This is a genomic window from Streptomyces sp. TRM68416 (genome assembly GCF_014596915.1).
In the GTDB taxonomy this organism is placed as follows: domain Bacteria; phylum Actinomycetota; class Actinomycetes; order Streptomycetales; family Streptomycetaceae; genus Streptomyces.
On sequence record NZ_JACVWU010000030.1, the window covers coordinates 15,030 to 39,164 of the forward strand.

A 24,135-nucleotide genomic window follows, 5' to 3' on the forward strand; every position below is an offset into this window, starting at 1 on the left:
CGGGGCTCGGCTAGTCTGTCCCGCCGGGTTTCCGAGGGGAGATGAACGTGCTGGTGGGGGCAGGTGCGGCTGGGCGTCGCGCGGGATGTGCCGTGGTACTGGCCGGGGTGTTGGCGGCCTGCGCCCCGCAGGGCGGGGACGACGCGAAGGCCACGGCGGGTACGTCCGCGCCGGCGGCCCCGGCCGTGCGCAGCGGCGGGTCCCTCGGAGCGAAGGGCTCCGCCTGCGAACTGCCCGTCGCCTTCGACATCGCCGAGAAGTGGAGCGCGGAGGCCGTCGACGCACCGCTGCACCAGGGGCCGGTCACCCTGGCCTGCGAGATCGACGCCAAGCCCGCGGGGAGCATCGGCTTTCTGCGGGTGTGGACGGGGAGGCCGGGCGACGACAGCGCCCGGAGCGTCCTGGAGGCATTCCTGGCCGCCGAGGACGGGGTGAGCAAGGAGCGGTACCGCGCCTTCACCACGGGCGGCCTCAGCGGCACCGAGGTGGAGTACCTCGCCCGTAACGAGATGCTGGACGAGACCAAACAGGAGCGCGCCCTGGCCGTCACCACGCCACAGGGGCCGGTCGTCCTGCACCTCGGCGGACTGGACATCGGGGAGCACCGGTCCATGGTTCCGGCGTACGAGCTGGCCAGACAGACGCTGCACACCGGCTGAGCGCATCCGGAGGCGGCGGTCGAGGACGGGCGTTGTCGAGGCGTCGAACCGGTGCGTTAGATTTTGCATCGCCTTGACCGCGATCATTCACGATCCCTCACAGTTCGGAGCCGGCCACCCCATGAGCGACATCGTCAACGGACTCGGCCGGGCCGGTGCCTACGGCGCCCTCGGCCTGGTCCTGCTGGTCCTCGGCATCGTCCTGATCGACGTGCTGACGCCCGGAAAGCTCGGCCGGCTCATCTGGGAGGAGCGCAACCGCAACGCCGCCGTGCTGCTCAGCTCGGCGCTGCTCGGTGTCGGCGGCATCGTCTTCACGTCCATCTGGACGACCTACGACAACTTCGGCAAGGGGCTCGCGTCGACCGCCGCGTTCGGTGTGCTGGGCCTGGTGATGATGGCCCTGGCCTTCCTCGTGGTGGACCTGATCACGCCGGGCCGTCTGGGCGTGACGCTGGTCGAGGCGGAGCACCACCCGGCGGTCTGGGTGACGGCGTCCTGCAATCTGGCGGTGTCGGCCATCCTTTCGGCCTCCATCGCCTGACGCGCCCCTTCCCGGGCCGACCCCGGCGCGGCCTTCCCTTCTCGTCGGGCAGACAGAGGTGCGCGAAGGGACAAGGAGCGGTCAGCCTGCCGCCTCCCGAGGTCACAAGTCGCTCAGCATCCGTCAGTCCTGGAGACGCGCCCCCGACGACCCCGCCGAGTACCTACGGTGCGACCACCGGGCGGGGCGAGAGCCGATCGCTCCGCCGCACTGACCGAAGGGGAGGCGCTGTGGCGAGTGTGGACGTGTCACTGAAGGAGTTGATGACGGGGGTCGAGGGGGCCCTGGGCGCGGCTGTGGTGGACCACAGCAGCGGGATGGCCCTGGGCACCCTGGGCGGGGGCAAGGACCTGGACCTGACGGTCGCCGCCGCCGGGAACACCGATGTCGTCCGGGCCAAGCTGCGGGCCATGGAGCAGTTGGGTCTCCAGAGCCGGATCGAGGACATCCTGATCACGCTGGAGAGCCAGTTGCACCTCATTCGTCCGGTCACCGGACGCGGCGGCAACGGCCTGTTCCTGTACCTCGTCCTCGACCGGGCCCGCTCGAACCTGGCCATGGCCCGCCATCAGCTCAAGCGCGTCGAGACGCAGATCGAGGTCTAGACCGACCGCGCGCCCGGGGCCAGGTGCGCCCACGATGTGAAGACTTCTTCAAGTCCCCACATCAGCATGATCCCAACTCGCGGTCGCCGACCGCCCCGGGCGAGCAGGATCAATCATCGTGACCGTGTCCGCGGCGGCGGCCCCCACCGGGCCCCGCCGTGGACCCATCGTTGACGCAGCAGGGAGTCGGCGCCCATGCAAGTCCCCCTCTACCAGGCCAAGGCGGAGTTCTTCCGCATGCTCGGACACCCGGTGCGAATCAGGGTCCTGGAGCTGCTGCAGCACGGTCCCGTCCCGGTGCGGGAGCTGCTCGCCGACCTCGACATCGAACCGTCGAACCTGTCCCAGCAGTTGGCCGTGCTGCGGCGATCCGGCATCGTCGTGTCCATCCGCGAGGGATCGACCGTCAGCTACGCGCTCGCCGGCGGCGATGTCGCCGAACTCCTGCGGGCGGCACGGCACATCCTCACCGACCTGCTGGCGGGGCAGCACGAACTCCTCACCGTGCTGCGGCAGTCGGAGCAGCACCCCTCGTAGCCCCGGGTCGGCAGTCGTCGCGGCACGCCTCGTAGTCCCGGGTCGGCCGTCCCGCAGCACGCCTCGTGGCGTCGGGCCGGCGTTCGTCGGCACGCCTCGTGGCGTCGGCGGGCGGTCCGGCCGAAATGCGGGTGGTTGGCCGAGAACGGCACCACCCCGCCCCGGGCCGGTACGGGCGTGGGCAGTGAGGTATACGCCAATAGCGCCCGCCGTGGCACCGCCCGGTCTTCGGTGTTCGGCTCGGGGCGGGCCGGGCGCGGAGACGCTCGTGGGGTGCGTGTATACGTTCCACCGCCCTGCTTCACACTTTCGGCGCAAGCCCTTCACCCCACGACCACTTCCGGCCGCCCCTCTCCTCGGGGGCGCCCCGCGGTACAGACGAGGCGTCCGGCGCGTGCCTAGCCTCCCGGGCCATGCGATCAACTCTGATGAGACGCCTCGGTCTCGCCGCGGCCCTCGGCCTCCTGCTCGCCGCGTTCGGTCTCGCCCCCACCGCGAGCGCGGCCGAACCGGCCTCCGCCACCCTGACGTTCGACACCGACAGCGCGACCACCACGCCCGGCGGCACGGTGAACCTGTCGATGACCCTCACCAACAACGCCAGCTACGACATCTGGTTCGTGTACCAGACCATCAGCCCCACCTGGCTGACCACCCAGCGCCCCGACCTGAAGTACGACTTCACCTCGTGCGCCCTGACCACGTCCGCGGGCAGCACCCCCTGCTCCGGCACCGGCCCCGCCGACCTCGGCGCCAACTACGGCGCCACCGTCCCGCCCGGCCAGAGCCGCACCGTCACGCTGACCCTCCAGGTCGCCGCCGACTCCGGCTGCAACGGCAACATCGGGTTCTACTCGTACTTCTACGCCGAGTTCAGCGACACCACGAGCCTCAGCGCCGGGCCGGTGTACACGCCCGAGACGCGGATCCTGTGCGCCTGACGGAGCCGCGGGTTCACGGATGACCAGAAACCGGCTGTGACCAGCACCACCCGAGTGGTCCATACCACCGGCAGTCGCACCGGCGGGCGCCAGCCGCCCGCCGGTGCGCGGCAGAGCCCCGGCCTGCACATCGGCCGCCCGCCGCTGCGGATTCCACCCGACCGGCAGGGTCCACAACGGTCCAATTCCTGCTCGACTGCGACCTGTTGGACACCTGCTCTTTTCCGTCATGTTTCGCAAGGCGACTACAAAAGCTACACACACGCACCACCATGTGACGCGACGGATGTGTCGACGACCGACCTGATGAGGGGGGCTCGGCGTCGCGCAAGGGGGTGCGTCCGCTCCGCGCGAGCTGTACTCACCCCTGCCCGGGGAGGGAACACACCCGCATGAAGCGGATCTTATGCACCACCGCGCTCACGGTGGGCGCACTCATCGCCGCGCTCGGACTTCCGGCCGGCGCGGCGCAGGCCGACAGCACGCCCCGTATCGATCTGCGGGTCCTGGTCGTGAGCGACGGCGGTCCGTCCACCGACGCCATCGCGGCCGAACTGGACACCGCGGGCACGCCGTACACCGAGATCGACCTGACCGCGGCCGACCGGCCGGTGATCGACGCGGAGCTGCTCGCGGACACCGTCGACGGGCGGCCACGGGCCAAGTACCAGGCGGTCGTGCTGCCGAGCGACAACCCGTTCGCCGCGAACTCGACCGAGATGGCCGCCCTGGTGGCCTACGAACAGACCTACGGCATCCCGCAGGTCGACGCCTACACCTACGCCCGCCCCGAGGCGGGACTGCAGTACCCCGACTACTCCGGGAGCCTCGACGGAGTACGGGCCGAGGTGACGGACGCCGGGCGGGCCGGCCCCTTCGGCTACCTCGACGGCTCGGTCCCCTTCGAGGACAACTCCCCGTCCGTCGGCGAGAGTTACGCCTACCTGGCGCAGCCCGCCGCGGGCGCGGACTTCACTGCGTACGTCGACGCCGCCGTCCCCGGGACCTCGCAGCGCGGCTCCCTGGTGGGCGAGTACCGGCACGACGGGCGCCGCGAGCTCGTCGTCACCTTCGTCTACAACCAGTACCAGCAGCAGTTCCGGCTGCTGGCCCGCGGCATCGTGGAGTGGATGACCGGCGGGGTGCACCTGGGCGCGTCACGGAACTACTTCGCCGTGCACGTCGACGACGTGTTCGCCGCCGACGACCGCTGGAACTCGGAGCTGAACTGCACGCCCGGTGACGTGGACTGCCCGGACGGGGCCGGTACACCCGACCCGATCCGGATGGTGCCCGACGACGTCGACCACGCCGTCGACTGGCAGGAGGACCACGACTTCACCCTCGACATGGCCTACAACGGCGCGGGCAGCGTCGACCACCGCGAGGACCACAACGGGGTCGACCACCTCACCGACAAACTCGTCGCCGACCGGTCCCGCTTCCGCTGGATCAACCACACGTACACCCACGCCTTCCTCGGCTGCGAGCAGGACACCACGGTCGTGCCGTGGCGCTGCGCCACCGAGACGGACGGCAGTGTCCGGTGGGTGGGCCGGACGGCCGTCGTCGACGAGATCGCCACCAACCGGGCCTGGGGCGAGAGCGTCGGACTGCCCCTGGAGAACGACGAGTTGGTCACCGGGGAACACTCCGGTCTGAAGGTGCTGCCGCAGCAGCCCGACGACAACCCCAACCTGGCACCCGCCCTCACCGACACCGGCATCGCCTGGCTCGCCTCGGACAACTCCCGCGACCCGCGGCAGCGGCAGGTCGGCCCGGCGACCACCGTGCCCCGCTACCCGATGAACGTCTTCTACAACGCGGGCCGAGCGGCCGAGCAGGTCGACGAGTACAACTGGATCTACACCTCACGCGCCCAGGGCGGCAGCGGCATCTGCGAGGACTACCCGGAGACCTCCACCTGTCTGGCCGAACCGCTGGACACCGCCACCGGCTACGCGGAGTACATCGTGCCGCTGGAGACCGCCACGGCCCTCGGCCATGTGCTCTCCAACGACCCCAAGCCGCACTTCATCCACCAGTCGAACCTCGCCGAGGACCGCATCGCCTACCCGGTGCTGAACGGCGTGCTCGACGGCTACGACGCGCTGTTCGCCGCCAACACCCCCGTGGTGAACCTGCGGATGAAGGCCATCGGCACCGAACTGCAACGGCGTGCCGCCTGGCAGGGCGCGCTGCGGGACGGCCGGGTGACCGCCTACCGCGTCGGCGGCACCGTGACCGTCGAGGCACCCGACGGCGTCGCGGTCACCGCGACCATGCCCACCGGGACCACGCTGGCCGGCACCGCGTTCGGTGAGGCCTACGCGGGTGAGCGGTCCGGCTGGACGCCTTCGCACGGCGCCCCGCTCACTCTCGCCCTGCCGTCCTCCGCGGCGCAGGCGACCGGCACCGCCGAACCGGCGTCGGCCACGGACCCGGCGCCCGCCACCCGGGTCCCGGAGGGGACGAGAGAGTACACCGCGGCGCACTGAACGGCGCACCGACCGACGGTCCCGGCCGCCCGCGCGCGGCCGGGACCGGCACGACCACCCCACTCCTCGGCCGTGGAGCACATCGATGCACGTTCACCACGACGCGCGCCCGTCCGGCGCAACGCGCGTCACCCTGCTCACCGAAGGAACCTATCCGCACAGCCACGGAGGCGTGAGCGTCTGGTGCGACCAGCTCGTCCAGGGCATGCCCGACCTGGACTTCGACATCGTCGCCGTCACCGGCACCGGGCACGAGCCCGTCGTATGGGACCTGCCCCCGCACGTGTCGCGCGTCTGGTCCGTCCCGATGTGGGGCGCTCCGCCGCAGGGCAGTCCGCCCAAGGGACGGGCCCGCAACCGCCTCGTCCAGTCCTACGAGCGGTTCCTGACCGCGCTCCTCGATCCGTGTGCCGAGGACGGCTTCGCACCCGCCCTGTCCACGATGGCGCGGGCCGCGGCGGACGGCACGCTCAGCCCTTTTCTCCGCGGTGACCGGGCCGTCCGCGTGCTGGCCTCCGTGTGGAACCGGCCGGGGCTGGTCGTGCGGGAGGCCCGCCCGACGCTGCACGACGCGCTGACCGCCACCGCGCTGCTGGAGCACGCGCTGCGCCCGCTCGCCGCTCCGGTGCCCAGTGCCGGGGTCACCCACGCGGTGAGCGGCGGCGTGGCCGTGCTGCCCGGACTCGCGGCGCTGGAACGGCACGGCGTTCCGCTGCTGCTGACCGAGCACGGCGTCTATCTGCGCGAGCGCTACCTGGGCTACCGCACGGCCCCCTACCGATGGCCGGTGAAGGCCGTCGTCCTGGGCTTCTTCCGGCTGCTGGCGGAGGAGACCTACCGCCGGGCCGCCCTGATCACGCCGGGCAACCGCTACAACCGGCTGTGGGAGGAACAGGGCGGTGCCGCGCCGGAGTCGATCCGGACCGTCTACAACGGCGTCGACCCGGCCGCGTTCCCGCCCGCCGGTCCGGAACCCGGGGTGCCCACCCTCAGCTGGGCGGGACGCGTCGACCCGATCAAGGACCTGGAGACCCTCATCCGCGCCTTCTCCCTCGTGCGCGAGCGGCAACCCGAGGCGCGGCTGCGGCTGTTCGGCGGCACGCCGCGCGGCGGGGAGGCGTACCGGGAGCGGTGCGAGGCGCTGGCCGCCGAGCTGGGGCACGCGGACGCCGTCGCCTTCGAGGGCCGGGTCGACGACATCAAGGACGCCTACGCGGCGGGCAACGTCGTGATGCTCTCCAGCATCAGCGAGGGGTTCCCGTTCACGCTGATCGAGGCGATGTCCTGCGGGCGGGCCACGGTCTCCACCGACGTGGGCGGGGTGCGCGAGGCCGTCGGCGACGCCGGACTCGTGGTGCCGCCCCGGGATCCGGCCGCGATGGCGGCCGCCGCGCTGGAGCTGCTGGGCGATGCCGAGCGGCGGGCGGCGATGGGGGAAGCGGCCCGGCTGCGGGTGATCGAGCAGTTCACGCTGCGCCGGACCATCGACACGTTCCGCGCCATCTACCACGAACTGCCGCTGTTCGCACGGGAGTCGGTCGCCGGGCCGGTAGCGGTCGCACCGGCCGTCCCGCAACCGGCACGGAGCCTGGCGATATGAGCGGGCCGATGGCACTCGAACCCGGCGGCGCCGAGCAGGACACGCTCGCGCTCCGACTGGCCCGGCCCGACACCACCCTCGCCCTGCGACTTCCGCGGCGCACCGCACACCGGGCCGCGGTGGACGACCTGGCCGCCGAACTCGCCGACCGCATCGGGCCCGCCGTCCACCCCTACGAGGTGGCCGCCCTGCTGGAGTCGGAGGGGCTGACGGCCGCTGTGGTCCAGGAGCGGTACGGCCACCGGGACATCTTCGCCCTGGCCTCCGCCCTGTTCGAGCGGGTGCCGCGGACGTTTCCCGAACCCGTGCCGACGCCCGACCCCTGGCGCCCGGACCACGTGCGCTGTCTGCTGCGCGGCCTGCTCTTCGCGCTGCCGGGCCTCGCCTATCTGCTCACCGCACCGCTGTGGCATCCCGCCCACCGGGTCACCGCGCTGATCGTCGCCGCGCTGGCCTCCTGGGCGTGGGGGCAGGCCCTCGGCCACCGGGCTCATCTGAGGATGGCGACGGGCCGCCGGGAGGCCGCCCGCACCCTGCTGGCCGGCGCTCCCGTGGGCGCCGCCGTGGCGACGGGGTGCGCGGCGGCGGTGGCGCAGGACGGCCCGATGACCCTGGTGGCGGCCGCGCAGTCGATATACCTGGCCTCGGCGGGCGTGCTGCTGGTGCTGGGCGCGGAGTGGCTGCTGCTCGCCGCGCTCACTCCGCTGGTCGCCGGCTGCGCGGTGCTGCCCTGGTGGGAGCCGGGACCGGTGCTGCGGACCGGGCTCCCCGCCCTGGCGCTCCTCGCCACGCTCGCCGTCACCGCGTACGTGCTGCGGGTCGCGCTCGCCGCACCGGCCGGACCCGACGCTCCCCCGCCCAAGCGGCACCGCTCGCTGCCGTACGGCCTGTTCGGTCTTGCGGCCGGGATCCTGGTGCTGCTGGAGGGGCGGCGGCACCCCTACGCGGTGATCGTGCTGACCGTGTCGATGGGACCGGCCGAGTGGCTGCTGTACCGCTTTCGCGGGCTGTCGGTCGCGGCGCTGCGCGCGGCCGCCACACCGCTCGCGTTCCTGTGGCGCTCGGCCGGTGTCCTCGGCCTGTGCCTGTTCCTCTATCTGCTGCCGCTGCTGCCCGCCGCCCTGCTCACCGGCAGCGACCCGCGGGTACTGCTGCCGCTCGCGGCCGCCCTGTGGACGGCCCTGCTGCTCCAGGCGTTCGGCACGGCCTGGCCGCCGGCCGTGATCTGTCTGCTCGCCGCCGCCGTCGCCCTGCTGGACCTGCCCGCGCTGCCGCTGATCCACGGGGCGGCGGCGCTCTGTCTGACCGCATGCGCTCTGTGGACGCTCGGCCGGCCCGCCCCGCACGTGTGAGCCGGCCCGCGCCCCCGCACACCAACCGACCGGAAGGACCCCTGAGTTGACCTCCGCACCGCTCGCCGCCGTCACCGGAGCCGAGGGTTTCATCGGCTCCCACCTCACCGAGGCGCTCGTCGCCTCCGGCCACCAGGTGAGGGCGATGGCCCAGTACAACTCCTTCTCCTCCTACGGATGGCTGGAAACCCTGCCGTCGGACGTCCTGGACCACGTCGAGATCGTCCTCGGCGACGTCCGCGACCCCGGCTCGGTCCGCGGGCTGCTGGAGGGCGCCGACTGCGTGTACCACCTGGCCGCCCTCATCGCGATCCCGTACTCCTACCAGGCGCCGCACAGTTACGTGGACACCAACGTCACCGGCACCCTCAACGTGCTGGAGGCGGTCCGCGCCCTGGGCACGCCCCGGCTGGTGCACACCTCCACCAGCGAGACCTACGGAACCGCGCAGACCGTGCCGATCACCGAGGACCATCCCATCAACACGCAGTCGCCGTACGCCGCTTCGAAGGCGGGCGGCGACCGGCTGGCCGACAGCTACCACGCGAGCTTCGGCACCCCGGTGGTGACGCTGCGGCCGTTCAACACCTTCGGGCCTCGGCAGTCGATGCGAGCGGTGATCCCGACCGTCATCGGCCAGGTGGCGGCCGGCGCGCGCACGATCACCCTCGGCGACCTGCGCCCCACCCGGGACTTCACCTTCGTGCGGGACACCGCGCAGGCCTTCCTCGCGGTGGGCACCGCGCCCGCCGAACGGGTCGTGGGCCGCACCTTCAACGCCGGGACCGGCGGCGAGATCTCCGTCGGCGACCTGGTCGCACTGATCGGCAAGGTCATGGACACCGGACTCGACGTGCGCGAGGACAGCGAGCGGCTGCGGCCCGCCGCCTCGGAGGTGATGCGGCTGGTCGCCGACGCGACCCGGCTCAACGCCGCCACGGGCTGGACGCCCGCGCACACCCTGGAGGAAGGGCTCGCCCGCACCGTGGAGTTCTTCCGCGACCCGGCCAACCTGGCCCGCTACAAGACCGGCATCTACAACATCTGACCCCCCACGAAGGAGCATTCCCATGCATGCAGTGATCCTCGCGGGAGGCAAGGGCGTCCGCCTGCGTCCGTACACCACCGCCCTGCCCAAGCCGCTGGTGCCCATCGGCGACCAGCACGCCATCCTCGAAATCGTGCTGCGCCAGCTCTCGGCGGCCGGATTCACCCACTGCACCCTCGCCATCGGCCACCTCGGGGAGATCATCCGCGCCTTCGTCGGCGACGGCTCCCAGTGGGGCATGAACGTCGACTACGCCACCGAGGAGAGCCCTCTGGGCACCATGGGCCCCCTGCTGTCCCTGCGCGACCGGCTCCCGGAGGACTTCCTGGTGATGAACGGCGACGTGCTCACCGACCTCGACTACGCCGACGTCCTGCGCACGCACCGTGAGTCCGGTGCGCCGCTGACCATCGCCACGTACGCGCGCAGGGTGCGCATCGACTTCGGGGTGCTGACCACCGACGCCAGCAAGGTGGTGGCGTTCACGGAGAAGCCCAGCGTGGACTACCGCGTCTCGATGGGTGTCTACGGACTGTCGCGCGCCACGCTCGACTCCTACACCCCGGGGCTGCCGCTGGGGTTCGACGAACTCGTCCTGGACCTGCTCGCGGCCCGACGGCCGCCGCACGCCTACGAGTTCGACGGCTACTGGCTGGACATCGGACGCCCCGACGACTACGACCGGGCCAACGCCGAGTTCACCAGCCGCAAGTCCCTTCTGCTCAAGGGAGCCTGAGCACCGCATGCGCATTCTCGTCCTGGGCTTCACCGGCTATCTGGGCGGACCTGTCGTCGAGCGCCTGCGTGCCCTTCCCGGCACCCGGGTGCTCGGCGGCGGACGCTCCCGCGACGCCGACCATCACATCGACCTCGCCTCGGCCGATACGGAACGGCTGGCGAAGACCCTCCAGGCGGCGGCGCCCGACGCCGTCGTCAACTGCGCGGGCGCGACCGGCGGCGACGCCGTCACCCTCGCCGAGGTCAACGCCCGCGGCCCGGCCGCCCTGTGCGCGGCGCTGCGCACGGCCGCACCGGCCGCCCGGCTGGTGCATCTGGGCTCCGCCGCCGAGTACGGTCCCGGCGTCCCGGACATGCGGGTGACGGAGGAGGCGCCCACCAGTCCGGTCGGCCCCTACGGCGCGACCAAGCTGGCGGGCACGGCCGCGGTGGCCGCCTCCGGGCTGGACGCGGTGGTGCTGCGCGTGGGCAACCCGGTGGGCCCCGGGGCCCCGGCGACCGGGCTGCCCGGCAGGCTCGCCACCCTGCTGCGCGAGGCCGGGCCGGACCCGTCGGCCGTGCTGCGCCTCGGCGACCTGTCGGCGTACCGCGACTTCGTCGACGTACACGACCTGGCACGGGCCGTGGAGCTGGCGGTCGGCGCACCCGGACCGCTGCCCCCGGTGCTGAACATCGGCGGCGGATCGCCGGTCCAGGTAAGGGAGTTGGTGCGCCGGCTCGCCGAGCTGGCCGGGTTCCGCGGCCGGATCGAGGAGGACGTGACCGGTTCGGCCCGCTCGGCGCGGGTGTCCTGGCAGTGCTCGGACATCTCGGCCGCCTACCACGCCCTCGGCTGGCGCCCGGCGCGCACCCTGGAGCAGTCGCTGGCCGCGCTCTGGGAGGACGGCCGAACACCGTGAACCTGCTGATTCCGCTCTACGTTCATCCGGCCGAGGATCCCGGGGCCTGGCACCGGCTGATCGAGGGCGCCGCCGACACGTATGCGGTGATCCTCAACCCGGCGAGCGGGCCGGGGCCGGAGCCCGATCCGGCGTTCACGGCTGTGGCCGGGGCGCTGCGCGGGGCCGGGGCCCGGCTGCTCGGCTACGCGGACACGGACTACGGGGCGCGCGAGCCGGCCGAGGTCGCCGACGAGGTGCGCCGGTACCGGGAGTGGTACGCGACCGACGGGTGCTTCCTGGATCGCGTGACCGCTTCGCCGGACGGGCTTCCGGCCTGTCGGCGGCTGGTGCGGTCCCTGCGCCGGCTGGGTGCCGGCACCGTCGTACTGAATCCGGGCGTGCACCCGGCGCCCGGGTACGCCCGCCTGGCCGACCTGACCGTCACCTTCGAGGGGCACTGGTCGACGTACGTCTCGGCCTTCAGCCGGCCGAACTGGACCGCGCGGCAGCCGTCCGAGCGGTTCTGCCATCTCGTCTACGGGGCGCCGCAGGCGCTCGTCCCGCTGGCCGTGCGGACGGCACGTGAGCGGGGTGCGGCGGTGTGCGGGCCCGTCACGGGCGAACCGCCCAATCCGTGGGCCGAGTTGACCCCCGCCCTGACCGGAGCGAAGCGATGAGGAACATCGCGGGGGCGGCCGCCCTGCTGACCGCACTCGTCCTCACGGGGGTCGCCGGATGTACGGGCGGGGGCGACGCGGCCTCCCCCGCCCCCTCTTCCTCGCAGACCCGGTCGTCCGACGCGGAGACGCCCGACGGTCCGGACCGGGCCCGTTGGCGGCCGCGTCCCGGGCTGGCCTGGCAGTGGCAGTTGGACGGCCGGGTGGACCCGTCGGTCGACGTGCCGGTCTACGACATCGACGGCTTCGAGAACTCGGCGGCGGACGTGGCCCGGCTGCACCGCGACGGGCGCAAGGTGATCTGCTACATCAACGTCGGGGCCTGGGAGGACTTCCGGCCCGACAAGGACGCGTTCCCCGACTCGGTGCTCGGGCGGCCCAACGGCTGGAAGGGCGAGCGCTGGCTGGACATCCGCCGGACGTCCGTGCTCCGGCCGATCATGGAGCGGCGGTTCGACATGTGCCGCGACAAGGGGTTCGACGCCGTGGAACCGGATCTGATGGAGGGCTACGGCAACGACACCGGCTTCCCGCTCACCGCACGGGACCAGCTCCGCTACAACCGGATGATCGCCGACATCGCCCACCGGCGGGGCCTGTCGGTGGGGTTGAAGAACGACCTTCCCCAAATCCCGCAGCTCGTGCGCCACTTCGACTTCGCGGTCAACGAGGAGTGCGCCCAGTACGACGAGTGCGAGCTGCTGAAGCCGTTCATCGAGGCCGGCAAGGCGGTCTTCCACGTGGAGTACGCCGAACCTGCCGCCGAGTTCTGCCCCGAGTCCCGTCGGCTGAGACTGTCGTCCATGCGGAAGGAGCCGGAGCTCGGGGTCTGGCGCAAACCCTGTTGACGGCCCCGGCCCGGCTGTCGCTCTAGGGTGGGCGGTATGACCGACGTCCCTGTTCAGGTGGTGCAGCTGCTGGTGTCGCCCGTCCACCGGCTGGCCGGGCGTCCGGCGGACGGTGTCGCGCCCGGAGGGGACGGGGAACTCGTGGAGCGGGCGGAGGTGCGCGAGGGCCTCGGGCTGGTGGGCGACCGCTACTACGGGCAGCGGGCCCACCGGGACGCCTCGGTGACCCTGATGGCCGTCGAGAACCTCCCGACCGGGATCGATCCGTCCGTGGACCTGCGCCGGACCCGCCGGAACGTCCTGCTCCGCGGCATCGACATCGACGCCCTCGTCGGCTCGGTCGTCAGTCTGGACTGCGGTACGGGCCCGGTCGTCCTCGCCGTCAACCGCCCGGCCCGCCCCTGCGCCTGGATGGACGTGACCATCGGCGCGGGCGCTCAGCGCGCCCTGCGCGGCAAGGGCGGTGTGCGGTGCACCCCGCTGACGGACGGGACGCTCGCCGTCGGCAAGGCCGTGCTGCGGGTGGAGCGGCAGGCCGGCGCTCCGGAGGGTGCCCCCGGACCGGGGTGACCGGACGCCGCCGGCCCAGGCCGTCGCGACGGCGGGCCCGGCTCTGCGCGTTCGCACAGCGCCGGGACGGGACGGGACGCGCTGCCGTCAGGCCGTCCTCGGCTGCCCGATGGTGCTCCGCAGATCCGAGCCGCGGACCAGCTGAATGCGCCAGGGGTCGATGCGGATCACGTGGTACTCCGGGTCCTCGGGGCCACCACGCCAGTAGTGGACCGGGTCGGTGGCCATGCGGGGTGTCCCTTCGTGTGGGGGCGGAGTGTCAGTGGGCGGTGGGGAGTTCGGACGTACGGTCGTCGGGCAGCTCCGCCTTGTCGATCACGCGGCTGTCGGCGGACCGGCGGGAGCGGACACCGAAGGCGCTGACGAGCGTGGCGAGCAGGGCGGCGGCGAGCGGTACCACGAGGGCCGCCCGGTACCCGTCGAGCAGCGCGCCGGGAGCCTGCGACGCGGTGGCGGAGACGTTGACGGCCGCGGTGGCCGACAGGCCCAGTGCCGCGCCGAACTGGAACGAGGTGTAGAGCAGTCCGCCGGCCAGGCCCTGCTCCTCCTCCTCGACGCCGTCGGTGGCGACGATGGTGAGCGGCCCGTAGGCCAGTGCGAAGGCGATGCCGAGCAGGAGCAGGCTCGGCAGCATGGTCAGGTAGGTCCAGTCGGCGCCGACCGGCAGGAAGAGCGCGTACGACAGGGAGGCGAGGACCAGTCCGCCGAGGATCAGCCGGGCGTTGCCGAAGCGGGCGACCAGCCGGGGCACGAGCACCGGGGAGAGGATCGCGTCGACGCCGATGACGATCATCGCGAAGCTGGTTTCCAGGGTGGACCAGCCGCGCAGTTCCTGGAGGTAGAGGACGACCAGGAACTGGAAGCCGAAGAAGCCTCCCGCGAAGAGCAGTCCGACGATGTTGGCGCGCACCAGGGCTCCGCTGCGGAGGATGCCGAGACGGACCAGCGGTGCCGCCGAGCGCCGTTCGACGGCGATGAACGTGGCGAGGGCGGCGAGGCCCGCGCCGAGCGTGCCGAGGGTCCAGGCGGGCGACGTGTGGGCGGCGCGTTCGACACCGAGGACCAGAAGGACGATCGCCGCGGTGACGGCGGTGCCGCCGGCGAGGTCGAGGCTCTGCCCCGCGCGGTCGGGCCGGGGCGACTTGGGGACGAAGGCGAGCGCGGCGAGCAGGATCAGGGCCGAGAGCACGACCGGGGCGAAGAACACCCAGCGCCAGTCGACCGAGGCGAGCAGACCGCCCACGACCAGGCCGATCGAGAATCCGCCGGCCGCGGTGCCGGAGTAGAAGAGCAGGGCCTTGTTGCGGCGCGGCCCCTCCTCGAAGCCGGTGGTGATGATGGACAGGCCGGCCGGGGTCATGAAGGCGGCCGCGACTCCGGTGACGAATCGGGCAGTGACCAGCATCCAGCCCTCGGTGGCGAATCCGCCGAGTCCGGAGAAGACCAGGAAGACCGCGAGCCAGCCGATGAACATCCGGCGCCGCCCGAAGAGGTCGGCGGCGCGTCCGCCGACCAGCATGAAGCCGCCGTACCCCAGGACGTATGCGCTCATGACCCACTGCAACGAGCCGGTGGACAGGCCGAGATCGGCCCGGATGGAGGGCAGGGCCACGTTGAGCATGGCCACGTCGATGCCCTCCAGGAAGATCGCGCCGCACAGGACGAGCAGCACGCCCCAGTCACGGGCGCCGAGCGGGGCCACTGCTGATTTCTGCGCACTCATGTCGATTCGACTCCTGGTTCGTGGCAGGTGGTGGGTGAGGGGCGCCGCGGGACCGGCAACCTCACGGGGCGGTCGTCGGGCGGCCCGTCCACCCTCCGTCCCGGCGCCGGCCCGGAACAACGGCGAAGATCTTGACGTTCGTACAGCCGGGCTTACCGATCCGGTTCACCTGGGGGATTCGATGGAGCACGACGAAATCGAGTGCTTTCTGCTGCTCGCCGAGGAGCTGCACTTCGGCCGTACGGCCGATCGGATGCGGCTGTCCCGGGCCCGGGTGAGTCAGCTCGTGCAGCGGCTGGAACGGCGTGTGGGCGCCCCGCTGTTCGTACGGACCAGTCGTCGCGTCGCCCTCACCTCGCTGGGCCGGCAGTTGCGTACGGACCTGGAACCGCCCTACCGCGCCGTGGAGGCCGCCCTCGCCCATGCCGCCGCCACCGCGCGCGGCATCGACACGGTGCTGCACGTCGGGTTCTCCAACGCGCTGACCGGCGAGATCGTGATGAAGGCGGCGGAGGCGCTGCGGTCCACCCACCCCGGGCTCGCCGTGGAGATCTGTGAGGTACCGATGTCCGATCCGTACGGACAGCTGCGCAGCGGTGCCTTCGACATCCAGCTCCAGGAGTTCCCGGTGCGCGAGGACGACCTGGGCGGCGGTCCGGCGCTGCTCGCCGAGGAGCGTGTGCTCGCCGTCTGCTCGGGGCACCCGTTCTCCGCTCGGGACGCGGTGTCCCTGGAGGACCTCGCCGACGTACCCCTGCTCACGATCGAGGGCGAAGTGCCGGACTACTGGCTGGAGCAGCGTGTGCCCACGCACACACCGGGCGGCCGGCCGATCGCGCGCGGGCCGGCGGTGACCAATATGCAGGAGGCGTTGACGCTGGTCGCGGGTGGCAGGGGCGCCCTGCTCGCGGCCGCGCACACGGCGACGTACCACGCGCGGCCGGGTGTGGTGTACCTGCCCTTCGTCGATGCGGAACCGGTCGGGTACGGCCTGGTGTGGCGGGCCGGGAACGGCAGCCGTGCGGTGCAGGCGTTCGCCGCTGCGGCCCGTGACGCGGCGCGGGAGGTGGCGCAGGGGGATCCGCGGGCGGCGCTGCCGGTCTGAGTCGCTCCCGCGGGATCAGGAGGTCCGCCGCGCCGGACCGTCGGCGCGTGTCGCGGCGGCGAGGAGGGAGCGCATGCGTGCGGCGGCGCGTACGGCCGCGTCCCCGCAGCAGTTGTTGAACAGGACGTGCACCTGTTCGGTCCGCCGGGCCAGGGAGCGGACCCTTGGCACCCACTCCCCGAGTTCGTCGTCCGTGTAGTCGTGCCGGAACCTGTCCTCCTTGCTGCCGGTTCCCCAGGCGGGGCTGCGTCCGTGGAAGCGCACGACCGACAGCCGGGGTGCGGCGACGGGGGTGACGGGCGGGACGGAGGAGGGCAGCGTCTGCGTCATGTCCACGGCGACGGCGGCGAATCCGTTTCGCCGCAGCAGTTCGCACGTCGTGGGCCGCTGCTCCGTCTGCCACCACCGCGGATGGCGGAACTCGACGGCCACGGGCCAGCCGGCGGTGCGCTCGGCGCACTCGCCGAGGAAGGTCTCGGCACGGGGTCCCGGCCGGAACCAGGGCGGGAACTGGAACAGGACGGCGCCGAGCCGGCCGGCCTGCCGCAGGGGCGCGATGCCGTCGGTGAACCGCGCCCACACCTCGTCCAGGACCCGCGGCTCGCCCGCGTCCGCCGACAGCCCCGCCGGCAGCGCCGAGGGCCTGGTCGGATGGCCGGTGAGCAGGGAGAACGCCTTCACGTCGAAGACGAACCCGTCCGGTGTCCGCTCGACCCACAGCCGACTGTTGCGCGCGGTGGGCAGGGCGTAGTAGCTCGCGTCCACCTCCACCAGCGGGAACTGTCCGGCGTAGTGCCGCAGCCGCCCCTCGGCGTCGCGCCGCCCGGCCGGGTACCAGCCGCTCGCGACGAGTGCGCGGTCCGTCCACGAACAGACGCCGATCAGGATGTCACCCATACGGGCCGGTTACCCGCACGCGCGTGTTGTCTTCCTGCGGCATGCCGCCCCCGCGGTGCGGAGCGGGTCGGTTCCTGACGCCGGTCGGGAACCGGTCGATCAGTTCCTCGCGCCGGTCAGGAACCGGTCGATCGCCGCGGTCAGTTCCGCCGGGCGTTCCACGGGCAGTTCGTGACCGGCGTCGATGATGCGGACCTCGGCGTCCTGGTAGGCCTTGGCCATGCGCAGCATCTGGCCGACGGGCAGTTGGACGTCGTGGTAGCCGTGGATCATCAGGGTGGGTGTGCGGATCTCGCCGACGCGGTCCAGGACGTCGAACGCGCGCATGGCACCGTACAGCGTCATGACGACCTCGCGCGGGGTGGCGGCGGAGGCGCGGATGTACGCGCGGATCTCCTCGCGGGGGTGGCCGGGGGCGAAGGCGCGCTGGATGTTGGCGGCGACGAACAGCTTGTAGGGGACGCGGGTGGAGGCGGCCATGAGCAGGCCGCGGCCGCGGCTGTACGCCATGCGGCCGATGGAGTTCACCAGCACCATGCGTTCGACGCGGTCGGGGTGGGCGAGAGCCAGGCTCTGCGCGATCATGCTGCCCATCGAGTGGCCGACCAGTACGCACCGTTCGATCTTGAGGTGGTCGAGGAGGGCGAGGACGTCCCGGGCGAGTTCGTCGATGGTGCGGACCCCGGTCCCGCTGCTCTCGCCGTGTCCGCGCAGGTCGAGGCGGACCACCCGGCGCCGCTCGGCGAAGTGCGCCAGCTGGTGGTCCCAGCGGTGCCGGTTCGCGGTCCAGCCGTGGACGAGGACCAGGGGCACGTCGCCGCCGTCGCGGGGGCCCTCGTCGTCGTACGTCAGGGCTGCGCCGTCGACTTCGAGCTGCGGCATGGTGCCTCCTGCACACGGGACGGTTACTGGCCGGTAGCGTACCGGTCGCACCCATGCACAGGAAGGCCCGGACACCGCCTGCCGGGCGGCGTCCGGGCGTGCGGGACATGTGCCGTCAGCCCCCGCTGAGGCGGGAGCGCAGCAGTTCCTTGCCCAGTTCCGCGCCCTTGCGGCTGTCCGCCTGGGCCTTGCGGAACAGGTCCGCGACCTCGGTGTCCTTGCTGCGTTCGGCGTCCTGGATGTACGACTCCAGGCGCAGGGCGTTGCTCAGGCACGCTTCCACGTACCAGATCAGGTTGTAGTCCTTGTCCGGCGTGCCCGTCGCACCACCGGTCTCCGCACTGCTGGTCATGCGGACCTCCTCCCTCGCTGCCGGTCCGGTGCCGCACCGACTCCGGCACCGCTTGTCGATGCACGCCGGGTACCCGCCCGGACCCCGGCCAGTCAGCACCACCGGGCATTCGTAGCCCCGCGCGCGGCGTCAGATCGACGGGCCCGCGGTGATCACCCGGAGTCACCGAGGCGACATCAACTCGGGCCCGCGGCGCGGCAATTCAGACAGTCGGTGCAGAAGCGAACAGACGGCGAGCAGTTTCGGAGTGAACTGTCGATCTGGCGTGCGAGAGCGGTCGATGACGGTGTGTACTGTGCTGCGAGCGCCTCGTGAGGGGCTTTCGCACTCTGCCCTGCCCGACTTCTCTGGATACCGATTCGATGATCGAATTACCGGACCTTGCCGTCGGCGGACTGGCCGTCGGCACACTGTCCGCGCTCGCCCTGGGGGGCGGGCTGCTCCGGTCGCGGCGCCAACGGGCCGTGCAGCGCGAGGAGATCGCCTCCCTTCGGGCCCATCTGGACGGCGTACTGCGGACGTTCACGGACGAGGTCGAGCATCTGGCGGGGAAGCGCGTGCCGGCCGCCGCCCGGCAGCTGACGCACCCGCACATCGCCGTGCCCGGTCCGCGCGACCCGCAGGCGACGGCCTCACCGCTCGGCCTCGCGCTGGAGCGCGTCCTGGACCAGCTGCGCATCGAACTCACCGCGCAGCGCATCCGCGTCGACGCCGCCGCGCAGGCGGGCATGCGCGGCGCGACCCGCGAGATCCAGGCCGCCCTCTACCGCCTTCAGGACGCCCTGCGCGGTCTCCAACAGCGCTACGACGATCCTGAGTTGACGCAGACACTGTTCGAACTCGACCACGAGAACGAGCAGTCGCTGCGCCGCGCCCAGGTGGCCGCGGTGGTGTGCGGGGCCTGGGTGGGGCTCGCGCGCGAGGAGTCCCACCTGGTGGACGCGGTGACCGGCGGCCAGGCCCGGCTCGCCGGATACCACCGGGTCCGGGTCCACAACCATCTGCGGGCGGGCACCGCCCTGGTCTCGCACGCCGTGGAACCGGTCGCGATCATCGTCGCGGAGCTGCTGGACAACGCGCTGCGGCACTCCGCGCCGGACACGGACGTCGTGGTCAATCTGGAGCACGTCCACCACGGCGCCTGTGTCACCGTCGACGACGCCGGAGTCGGCATGACCCAGGACGAACGGGCCCGCGCCCAGCGCATGGTGGCCGGGACCGACCCGATCCTGCTCACCGACCTCGGCGACCCGCCGCGCATGGGACTCGCCGCGATCGGCCAGCTCACCCGGCAGTTCGACCTGGCCGTGGACCTGTCCTCCCCCTCGCCCTACGGCGGTGTACGGGCCGTCCTGCGCGTCGACAGCCACCTCCTCACCCGGATCGACCCCGAGGAACAGCCGCCCGCGGCCAGTGCCCCGCGCCCCACCCGCCGGGCCGAGCCCGAGGAGCCCGCCGCGGCCTCCCACTCCTACGGCGCGGAGCCGGGCGACGGCGCCGCCGCCCCCGTACCCGGACATCAGACGGGCGCCCTGCCGCAGCGGCGGCGGCGGGAGCGCCTCGCCGCCGCGGCGGAACCGGCGCCGGCGGCACCGGCGCCCCGGCCCTCCGCGCCCGGCCCGGAGGAGGCCGCCGCCGCGCTCGGCGCGCTGCAGTCCGGCACCGCGGCGGCCCGCGCTCGCACCCATCCGCAGACCGACGACGCCGAACACACCGAACACACCGAGCAAACCGAGGAAGAAGGGGGCACGGCCCGATGACCGGCCGCGAAACAGGAGACACCGCATGGGTGCTGGACCCGATCCTGCAGGTGCCGCATGTCGTGGCCGCCGTGCTGCTCACCCGGGACGGCCTCGTCACCGGCTACACCGACGCCCTGTCGCAGCCGTCGGCCGAGCGGGTCGCCGCGATCACCAGCACCGTGCAGGGGGCGTGCCGCACCGCGGCGGCCGCGTTCGCCGACCGGGACCGGGCCGAGGTGCGGCAGGTCGTCATCGAGTCGGACCACGGGTACGTGCTGATCGTGCCGACCGACCACGGCACCTGCGTGGCCGCCTACGGCGACGGCGAGGTGCGCCTGGACCTGCTCGCGCACCGGGTGCACTCCCAGGTGGCGCGGCTGGGCGAGAAGGCGATGGCCGCCGCGACCCGAGGAGCCGACGGCGGCGCGCCGGCATGACGGGCCGCCCCGCCGGCCGTCCGCTCGTACCCGCGTACCTGTCGACCGGCGGTGTGGCCCGGCCCAGCCGTCCGCACCTGGAACGGCTGTCGGTGCTCACCGGCACCGGCCTGCCGGTGCCGTCCGGCCTGCCCGCGGCCGAACTCGCCCTGCTGGACGTCCTGGACGGCGGGTCCCTGACGGTGGTGGAGGCCGCGGCGCTGCTGCGGCTGCCGGTCTCCGCGGTGCGGGTGCTGGCCGGCTCCCTCGTCGACCGGAACCTGGCAGTGGCCCGCGCACCGGTCCCGCCCGCCGAACGGTTCGACCCCGACCTGCTGAAAAGAGTGGCCGATGGCCTTCGCGCCCTCAAACACCACCAGTGACACCATCCACCTGCCCGACACCGCCCGCGACCTGGTGAAGATCCTGGTCGCGGGCCCCTTCGGGGTGGGCAAGACCACCCTGATCGACTCCGTCTCGGAGATCCGGCCGCTGCACACCGAGGAGCGGCTGAGCGAGGCCTCCGCACAGACGGACGACCTCGCCGGGGTGCGGGACAAGACGACCACCACCGTCGCCATCGACTTCGGCCGGATCAGCCTCGCGGGCGGGATCGTGCTGTACCTGTTCGGCACGCCCGGCCAGGAGCGGTTCCGTTCCCTGTGGGACGACATCGCCTACGGGGCGCTCGGCGCGCTGGTGCTGGTGGACAGCCGCCGGATCGACGCGTCGTTCGACGTGCTCGGCCTGGTGGAGGAGACGGGGCTGCCGTACGCGGTGGCCTTCAACGCCTTCCCCGACGCCCCGGACCACCACACCGAGGAGCAGTTGCGTGCCGCGCTGGACCTGGAGCCCGGCACGCCGATGGTGACCTGCGACGCGCGGGACGCCGACTCCTCCGTCGACGCCCTGCTCGCGCTGGTCCAGCACCTGATCGACCGCCACCCTCCGGAGAGCCGGTGACCACCTACCCCGCCGCCCAGCAGACCTTCTCCCGCTCGGCGCCCGTGCGCCTGTGGGAGGACGGCTTCGCCCAGGACCCGTACCGCTACTACGACGCCCTGCGCGCCCAAGGACCGGTCGGCTGGGCCGAGTTGGCGCCGGGCGTGCCCGCCTACGTGGTCACCGACCGGCAGGCCGCGCTGGATCTGCTGCGGGACACGGAGACGTTCTCGCACGACCCGCGGCCCTGGGAGTCGACGGTCGCCGACGACTCGCCGGTGCTCGGGATGATGCGCTGGCGGCCCAACACCCTGTTCGCCGACGGCGCCGCCCATGCCCGCTACCGGACCTCGCTGATCGACGTCTTCGACCAGGTGGAGCCGCACGACCTGCGGGCGCGGGTGCACCGGGCGGTGCATCTGCTGGTGGGCCGGATCGGGCCGAGGGGCGAGGCGGACCTGGTGGGCGACTTCGCCCGGCCGCTGATGGCGCTGGTGTTCAACAGCCTGTTCGGGCTGCCCGACAGCCAGAGCGACCGGCTCAACACGGCGCTCGGCAAGATGATGGAGGGCGGTGCCGAGGCCGCCGAGGGCGAGGCGGAGTACGGCGGCTACGTGCTGGAGCTGATCGCCGCCAAGGCCGAGCGGCGCGGCGACGACCTGCCGAGCCGGCTGCTGGACCACCCGGCCCGGCTGAGCCCGGAGGAGGTCACCTGGCAGGTCTTCCTCACCCTCGGCGCGGGGCACGAACCGACGGCCAACCTCGTCTCCAACGCACTCTCCCGCATCCTCGGCAACCCCGCCTACTACTCCACCCTCACCAGCGGGGCGCGCCCCGTCATGGACGCCGTGACCGAGGTCCTGCACCACGAGACGCCGCTGGCCAACTACGGCATCCACTACGCCCGTAGGCCCGTGTCCTTCCACGGCGCGTGGATCAGGGCCGCGGTCCCGGTGGTGATCTCCTACGGGGCGCTCGCCCACGCCGCCGAGCGGGCGGACGCCGGTGCCCGGCGCCCGGGGGACGCCTCGCACCTGTCCTGGTCGGCGGGTCCGCACGCGTGCCCGGTCAAGCAGCACACGCTGCTCATCGCGACCGAGGCGATCGAGCGGCTCACCCAGTGGCTGCCCGACCTACGGCCCGTGCTGCCGCGCGACCGTCTGACCTGGCGGCCCGGCCCGTTCCACCGCTCGCTCACCGCCCTGCCCGTCAGGTTCAGCCCCCGCTCCCCCGACCAGCCAGGAGTCCCGTCGTGACCGTGACCGACCGCACCGAACGCTTCGCCATCGACCCGTTCGGCTCCGACATCCCCGCCGAGGCCGCCCGGCTGCGCGCCCTGGGCCCGATCGTGCCCGTGGAGCTGCCCGGGGGCATACCCGCCTGGGCGCCCACCGGCTACGACGTCCTCAAACAGCTGATCCTCGACCCCCGGATCAGCAAGGATCCGCGGCAGCACTGGAGGCTGTGGCCCGAGATCGGCGAACACCCCTCCTGGGGCTGGATCCTGGGCTGGGTCGGCGTGGTCAACATGCTCTCCACCTACGGCGCCGACCACACGCGGCTGCGCAAGCTGGTGGCGCCCAGCTTCACGCAGCGGCGCACCGAGGCGATGCGGGCCCGGGTCGAGGCGATCACGACGGAGCTGCTGGACGAGGTGGCCGCGGCCGAGGACGACGTCGTCGACCTCAAGACGGCCCTCGCCCACCCGCTCCCGCTGCGGATCATCTGCGAACTGTTCGGTGTGCCCGACGAGTTGGTGGACGACACCACGCGGCTGATCGCGGCCATCATGGACACCTCCGACCCGACGCCCGAGCACGCGGCCTTCGTGCAGCAGCAGATCGGCACGGTGCTGCCCGCGCTGATCGCCCACCGCACCGCCCACCCCGGCGACGACCTCACCACCGAGCTGATCCGGGTGCGGGACGAGGACGGCGACCGGCTCAGCGACGAGGAGCTCGTCTACACGCTGCTGCTGGTCATCGGCGCCGGTTTCGAGACCACGGTGAATCTCATCGGCAACGCGGTCGTCGCCCTGCTGCGCGACCCCGAGCAGCTGGCGTCCGTACGGTCGGGGCGCGTCGGCTGGGACGCGGTCGTCGACGAGACACTGCGGGTGCACCCCTCGATCGCCTCGCTTCCGCTGCGGTTCGCCGTCACCGACCTCACCGTCGGCGACGTCACGATCCCGGCCGGGGACGCCGTCATCACGACGTACGCGGCGGCCGGACTGGATCCCGCGCACTACGGGGCGGACGCGGACGTCTTCGACGCCTCCCGCGGCGCGGACGACCACATGGCGTTCGGGATCGGTGTGCACCGGTGCATCGGCGCACCGCTGGCCCGGGTGGAGGCGCTGACCGCGCTGCCGGCCCTGTTCGCGCGCTTCCCCGGGCTGCGGCTCGCCGTGGACGCGTCGGAGCTGCGTCAGGTGGCGTCGTTCATCGCGTTCGGCTGGCAGGAGATCCCGGTGCGGCCGGGCGGCTGAGACCGCGGGCAGGGGCGCGACCGGTCCCCCGTTCCGGTCGTGCCCCCGCGGCTCGTCGAACTTACGTGCACGGCGGCGGGCTTGTGAACC

General features: G+C 72.7%; 26 protein-coding genes. 21 read left to right on the plus strand and 5 right to left on the minus strand.

Annotation, left to right across the window (positions count from 1 at the left end; genetic code table 11):
* Positions 1–47 precede the first annotated feature (47 nt).
* The 14 genes from ICC28_RS34630 to ICC28_RS34695 all read left to right on the plus strand — a co-directional run bounded on the left by ICC28_RS34630 (position 48) and on the right by ICC28_RS34695 (position 13,498).
* Positions 48–659 (plus strand): lipoprotein, encoded by a 612-nt coding sequence (locus ICC28_RS34630; protein WP_411158639.1) that lies wholly within the window; start codon positions 48–50, stop codon positions 657–659.
* Between the two features lie 121 nt (positions 660–780).
* Complete coding sequence (locus tag ICC28_RS34635; RefSeq protein WP_188292776.1) at positions 781–1,203, plus strand: DUF350 domain-containing protein; 423 nt, start codon at positions 781–783, stop codon at positions 1,201–1,203.
* A 230-nt stretch (positions 1,204–1,433) separates the two neighbouring features.
* Entirely contained in the window at positions 1,434–1,808 is a 375-nt protein-coding gene (locus ICC28_RS34640; protein ID WP_188292777.1) for a hypothetical protein, read from the plus strand.
* A gap of 195 nt (positions 1,809–2,003) precedes the next feature.
* Positions 2,004–2,345, plus strand: coding sequence for an ArsR/SmtB family transcription factor (locus ICC28_RS34645; RefSeq protein ID WP_188292778.1), 342 nt, complete (start codon positions 2,004–2,006; stop codon positions 2,343–2,345).
* 413 nt (positions 2,346–2,758) lie between these two features.
* Complete coding sequence (locus tag ICC28_RS34650; protein WP_188292779.1) at positions 2,759–3,286, plus strand: hypothetical protein; 528 nt, start codon at positions 2,759–2,761, stop codon at positions 3,284–3,286.
* Positions 3,287–3,678: 392 nt separating this feature from the next.
* The gene (locus ICC28_RS34655; RefSeq protein WP_188292780.1) at positions 3,679–5,784 is read left to right on the plus strand and encodes a hypothetical protein; all 2,106 of its coding nucleotides are present in this window, start codon (positions 3,679–3,681) and stop codon (positions 5,782–5,784) included.
* Between the two features lie 85 nt (positions 5,785–5,869).
* The gene (gene pelF, locus ICC28_RS34660; protein WP_188292781.1) at positions 5,870–7,384 is read left to right on the plus strand and encodes a GT4 family glycosyltransferase PelF; all 1,515 of its coding nucleotides are present in this window, start codon (positions 5,870–5,872) and stop codon (positions 7,382–7,384) included.
* Entirely contained in the window at positions 7,381–8,736 is a 1,356-nt protein-coding gene (locus tag ICC28_RS34665; protein WP_188292782.1) for a hypothetical protein, read from the plus strand. Before pelF ends, ICC28_RS34665 begins: the two co-directional genes overlap by 4 nt.
* Before the next feature lie 46 nt (positions 8,737–8,782).
* Positions 8,783–9,784, plus strand: a complete 1,002-nt coding sequence (locus ICC28_RS34670; RefSeq protein ID WP_188292783.1) for a GDP-mannose 4,6-dehydratase — start codon at positions 8,783–8,785, stop codon at positions 9,782–9,784.
* 22 nt (positions 9,785–9,806) lie between these two features.
* Positions 9,807–10,520, plus strand: a complete 714-nt coding sequence (locus ICC28_RS34675) for an NDP-sugar synthase (protein WP_188292784.1) — start codon at positions 9,807–9,809, stop codon at positions 10,518–10,520.
* A 7-nt stretch (positions 10,521–10,527) separates the two neighbouring features.
* Complete coding sequence (locus ICC28_RS34680) at positions 10,528–11,421, plus strand: NAD-dependent epimerase/dehydratase family protein (RefSeq protein ID WP_188292785.1); 894 nt, start codon at positions 10,528–10,530, stop codon at positions 11,419–11,421.
* Positions 11,418–12,080, plus strand: a complete 663-nt coding sequence (locus tag ICC28_RS34685) for a spherulation-specific family 4 protein (RefSeq protein ID WP_188292786.1) — start codon at positions 11,418–11,420, stop codon at positions 12,078–12,080. The genes ICC28_RS34680 and ICC28_RS34685 overlap by 4 nt, the downstream gene beginning before the upstream one ends.
* A complete protein-coding gene (locus ICC28_RS34690; protein ID WP_188292787.1) occupies positions 12,077–12,928 on the plus strand; it encodes an endo alpha-1,4 polygalactosaminidase in 852 nt (283 codons plus the stop codon). The genes ICC28_RS34685 and ICC28_RS34690 overlap by 4 nt, the downstream gene beginning before the upstream one ends.
* Positions 12,929–12,964: 36 nt before the next feature.
* Positions 12,965–13,498: a molybdenum cofactor biosysynthesis protein gene (locus ICC28_RS34695; RefSeq protein ID WP_188292788.1), complete on the plus strand. Its 534-nt coding sequence runs from the start codon at positions 12,965–12,967 to the stop codon at positions 13,496–13,498.
* Positions 13,499–13,585: 87 nt separating this feature from the next.
* Here the strand turns inward: ICC28_RS34695 and ICC28_RS34700 are convergent, their stop codons facing one another.
* Positions 13,586–13,726 (minus strand): hypothetical protein, encoded by a 141-nt coding sequence (locus tag ICC28_RS34700; protein ID WP_223190302.1) that lies wholly within the window; start codon positions 13,724–13,726, stop codon positions 13,586–13,588.
* A 31-nt stretch (positions 13,727–13,757) separates the two neighbouring features.
* Positions 13,758–15,221, minus strand: a complete 1,464-nt coding sequence (locus tag ICC28_RS34705) for an MFS transporter (protein ID WP_188292789.1) — start codon at positions 15,219–15,221, stop codon at positions 13,758–13,760.
* A 181-nt stretch (positions 15,222–15,402) separates the two neighbouring features.
* Here ICC28_RS34705 and ICC28_RS34710 point away from each other — a divergent pair, with 181 nt between their 5' ends.
* Complete coding sequence (locus tag ICC28_RS34710; RefSeq protein WP_188292790.1) at positions 15,403–16,326, plus strand: LysR family transcriptional regulator; 924 nt, start codon at positions 15,403–15,405, stop codon at positions 16,324–16,326.
* 15 nt (positions 16,327–16,341) lie between these two features.
* Here ICC28_RS34710 and ICC28_RS34715 read toward each other — a convergent pair whose 3' ends face one another.
* The 3 genes from ICC28_RS34715 to ICC28_RS34725 form a co-directional block, all read right to left on the minus strand.
* Complete coding sequence (locus ICC28_RS34715; RefSeq protein ID WP_188292791.1) at positions 16,342–17,223, minus strand: DUF72 domain-containing protein; 882 nt, start codon at positions 17,221–17,223, stop codon at positions 16,342–16,344.
* A gap of 99 nt (positions 17,224–17,322) precedes the next feature.
* Positions 17,323–18,105, minus strand: a complete 783-nt coding sequence (locus ICC28_RS34720; protein WP_188292792.1) for an alpha/beta fold hydrolase — start codon at positions 18,103–18,105, stop codon at positions 17,323–17,325.
* Positions 18,106–18,220: 115 nt separating this feature from the next.
* On the minus strand, positions 18,221–18,457 hold the full coding sequence (locus ICC28_RS34725; RefSeq protein ID WP_188292793.1) for a hypothetical protein: 237 nt from the start codon (positions 18,455–18,457) through the stop codon (positions 18,221–18,223).
* Positions 18,458–18,819: 362 nt separating this feature from the next.
* Here ICC28_RS34725 and ICC28_RS34730 point away from each other — a divergent pair, with 362 nt between their 5' ends.
* The 6 genes from ICC28_RS34730 to ICC28_RS34755 are packed head-to-tail and all read left to right on the plus strand — an operon-like array spanning position 18,820 to position 24,045.
* Positions 18,820–20,217 carry a sensor histidine kinase gene (locus ICC28_RS34730; protein ID WP_188292794.1) on the plus strand — a complete coding sequence of 466 codons (1,398 nt, stop codon included), beginning with the start codon at positions 18,820–18,822 and terminating at the stop codon, positions 20,215–20,217.
* On the plus strand, positions 20,214–20,636 hold the full coding sequence (locus ICC28_RS34735) for a roadblock/LC7 domain-containing protein (RefSeq protein ID WP_188292795.1): 423 nt from the start codon (positions 20,214–20,216) through the stop codon (positions 20,634–20,636). The genes ICC28_RS34730 and ICC28_RS34735 overlap by 4 nt, the downstream gene beginning before the upstream one ends.
* Positions 20,633–20,998 carry a DUF742 domain-containing protein gene (locus tag ICC28_RS34740; protein WP_188292796.1) on the plus strand — a complete coding sequence of 122 codons (366 nt, stop codon included), beginning with the start codon at positions 20,633–20,635 and terminating at the stop codon, positions 20,996–20,998. Before ICC28_RS34735 ends, ICC28_RS34740 begins: the two co-directional genes overlap by 4 nt.
* A complete protein-coding gene (locus ICC28_RS34745) occupies positions 20,967–21,578 on the plus strand; it encodes a GTP-binding protein (RefSeq protein WP_188292797.1) in 612 nt (203 codons plus the stop codon). The genes ICC28_RS34740 and ICC28_RS34745 overlap by 32 nt, the downstream gene beginning before the upstream one ends.
* On the plus strand, positions 21,575–22,813 hold the full coding sequence (locus ICC28_RS34750; protein WP_188292798.1) for a cytochrome P450: 1,239 nt from the start codon (positions 21,575–21,577) through the stop codon (positions 22,811–22,813). Before ICC28_RS34745 ends, ICC28_RS34750 begins: the two co-directional genes overlap by 4 nt.
* On the plus strand, positions 22,810–24,045 hold the full coding sequence (locus ICC28_RS34755; RefSeq protein ID WP_188292799.1) for a cytochrome P450 family protein: 1,236 nt from the start codon (positions 22,810–22,812) through the stop codon (positions 24,043–24,045). The genes ICC28_RS34750 and ICC28_RS34755 overlap by 4 nt, the downstream gene beginning before the upstream one ends.
* Positions 24,046–24,135: the final 90 nt, after the last annotated feature.

Coding starts and splice junctions, on each gene's coding strand:
- ICC28_RS34635 (WP_188292776.1), top strand. CDS start 781: ATGAGCGACATCGTCAACGGACTCGGCCGGGCCGGTGCCTACGGCGCC.
- ICC28_RS34645 (WP_188292778.1), top strand. CDS start 2,004: ATGCAAGTCCCCCTCTACCAGGCCAAGGCGGAGTTCTTCCGCATGCTC.
- ICC28_RS34650 (WP_188292779.1), top strand. CDS start 2,759: ATGCGATCAACTCTGATGAGACGCCTCGGTCTCGCCGCGGCCCTCGGC.
- ICC28_RS34655 (WP_188292780.1), top strand. CDS start 3,679: ATGAAGCGGATCTTATGCACCACCGCGCTCACGGTGGGCGCACTCATC.
- pelF (WP_188292781.1), top strand. CDS start 5,870: ATGCACGTTCACCACGACGCGCGCCCGTCCGGCGCAACGCGCGTCACC.
- ICC28_RS34665 (WP_188292782.1), top strand. CDS start 7,381: ATGAGCGGGCCGATGGCACTCGAACCCGGCGGCGCCGAGCAGGACACG.
- ICC28_RS34675 (WP_188292784.1), top strand. CDS start 9,807: ATGCATGCAGTGATCCTCGCGGGAGGCAAGGGCGTCCGCCTGCGTCCG.
- ICC28_RS34680 (WP_188292785.1), top strand. CDS start 10,528: ATGCGCATTCTCGTCCTGGGCTTCACCGGCTATCTGGGCGGACCTGTC.
- ICC28_RS34690 (WP_188292787.1), top strand. CDS start 12,077: ATGAGGAACATCGCGGGGGCGGCCGCCCTGCTGACCGCACTCGTCCTC.
- ICC28_RS34695 (WP_188292788.1), top strand. CDS start 12,965: ATGACCGACGTCCCTGTTCAGGTGGTGCAGCTGCTGGTGTCGCCCGTC.
- ICC28_RS34700 (WP_223190302.1), bottom strand. CDS start 13,726: ATGGCCACCGACCCGGTCCACTACTGGCGTGGTGGCCCCGAGGACCCG.
- ICC28_RS34705 (WP_188292789.1), bottom strand. CDS start 15,221: ATGAGTGCGCAGAAATCAGCAGTGGCCCCGCTCGGCGCCCGTGACTGG.
- ICC28_RS34710 (WP_188292790.1), top strand. CDS start 15,403: ATGGAGCACGACGAAATCGAGTGCTTTCTGCTGCTCGCCGAGGAGCTG.
- ICC28_RS34715 (WP_188292791.1), bottom strand. CDS start 17,223: ATGGGTGACATCCTGATCGGCGTCTGTTCGTGGACGGACCGCGCACTC.
- ICC28_RS34720 (WP_188292792.1), bottom strand. CDS start 18,105: ATGCCGCAGCTCGAAGTCGACGGCGCAGCCCTGACGTACGACGACGAG.
- ICC28_RS34725 (WP_188292793.1), bottom strand. CDS start 18,457: ATGACCAGCAGTGCGGAGACCGGTGGTGCGACGGGCACGCCGGACAAG.
- ICC28_RS34730 (WP_188292794.1), top strand. CDS start 18,820: ATGATCGAATTACCGGACCTTGCCGTCGGCGGACTGGCCGTCGGCACA.
- ICC28_RS34735 (WP_188292795.1), top strand. CDS start 20,214: ATGACCGGCCGCGAAACAGGAGACACCGCATGGGTGCTGGACCCGATC.
- ICC28_RS34740 (WP_188292796.1), top strand. CDS start 20,633: ATGACGGGCCGCCCCGCCGGCCGTCCGCTCGTACCCGCGTACCTGTCG.
- ICC28_RS34745 (WP_188292797.1), top strand. CDS start 20,967: ATGGCCTTCGCGCCCTCAAACACCACCAGTGACACCATCCACCTGCCC.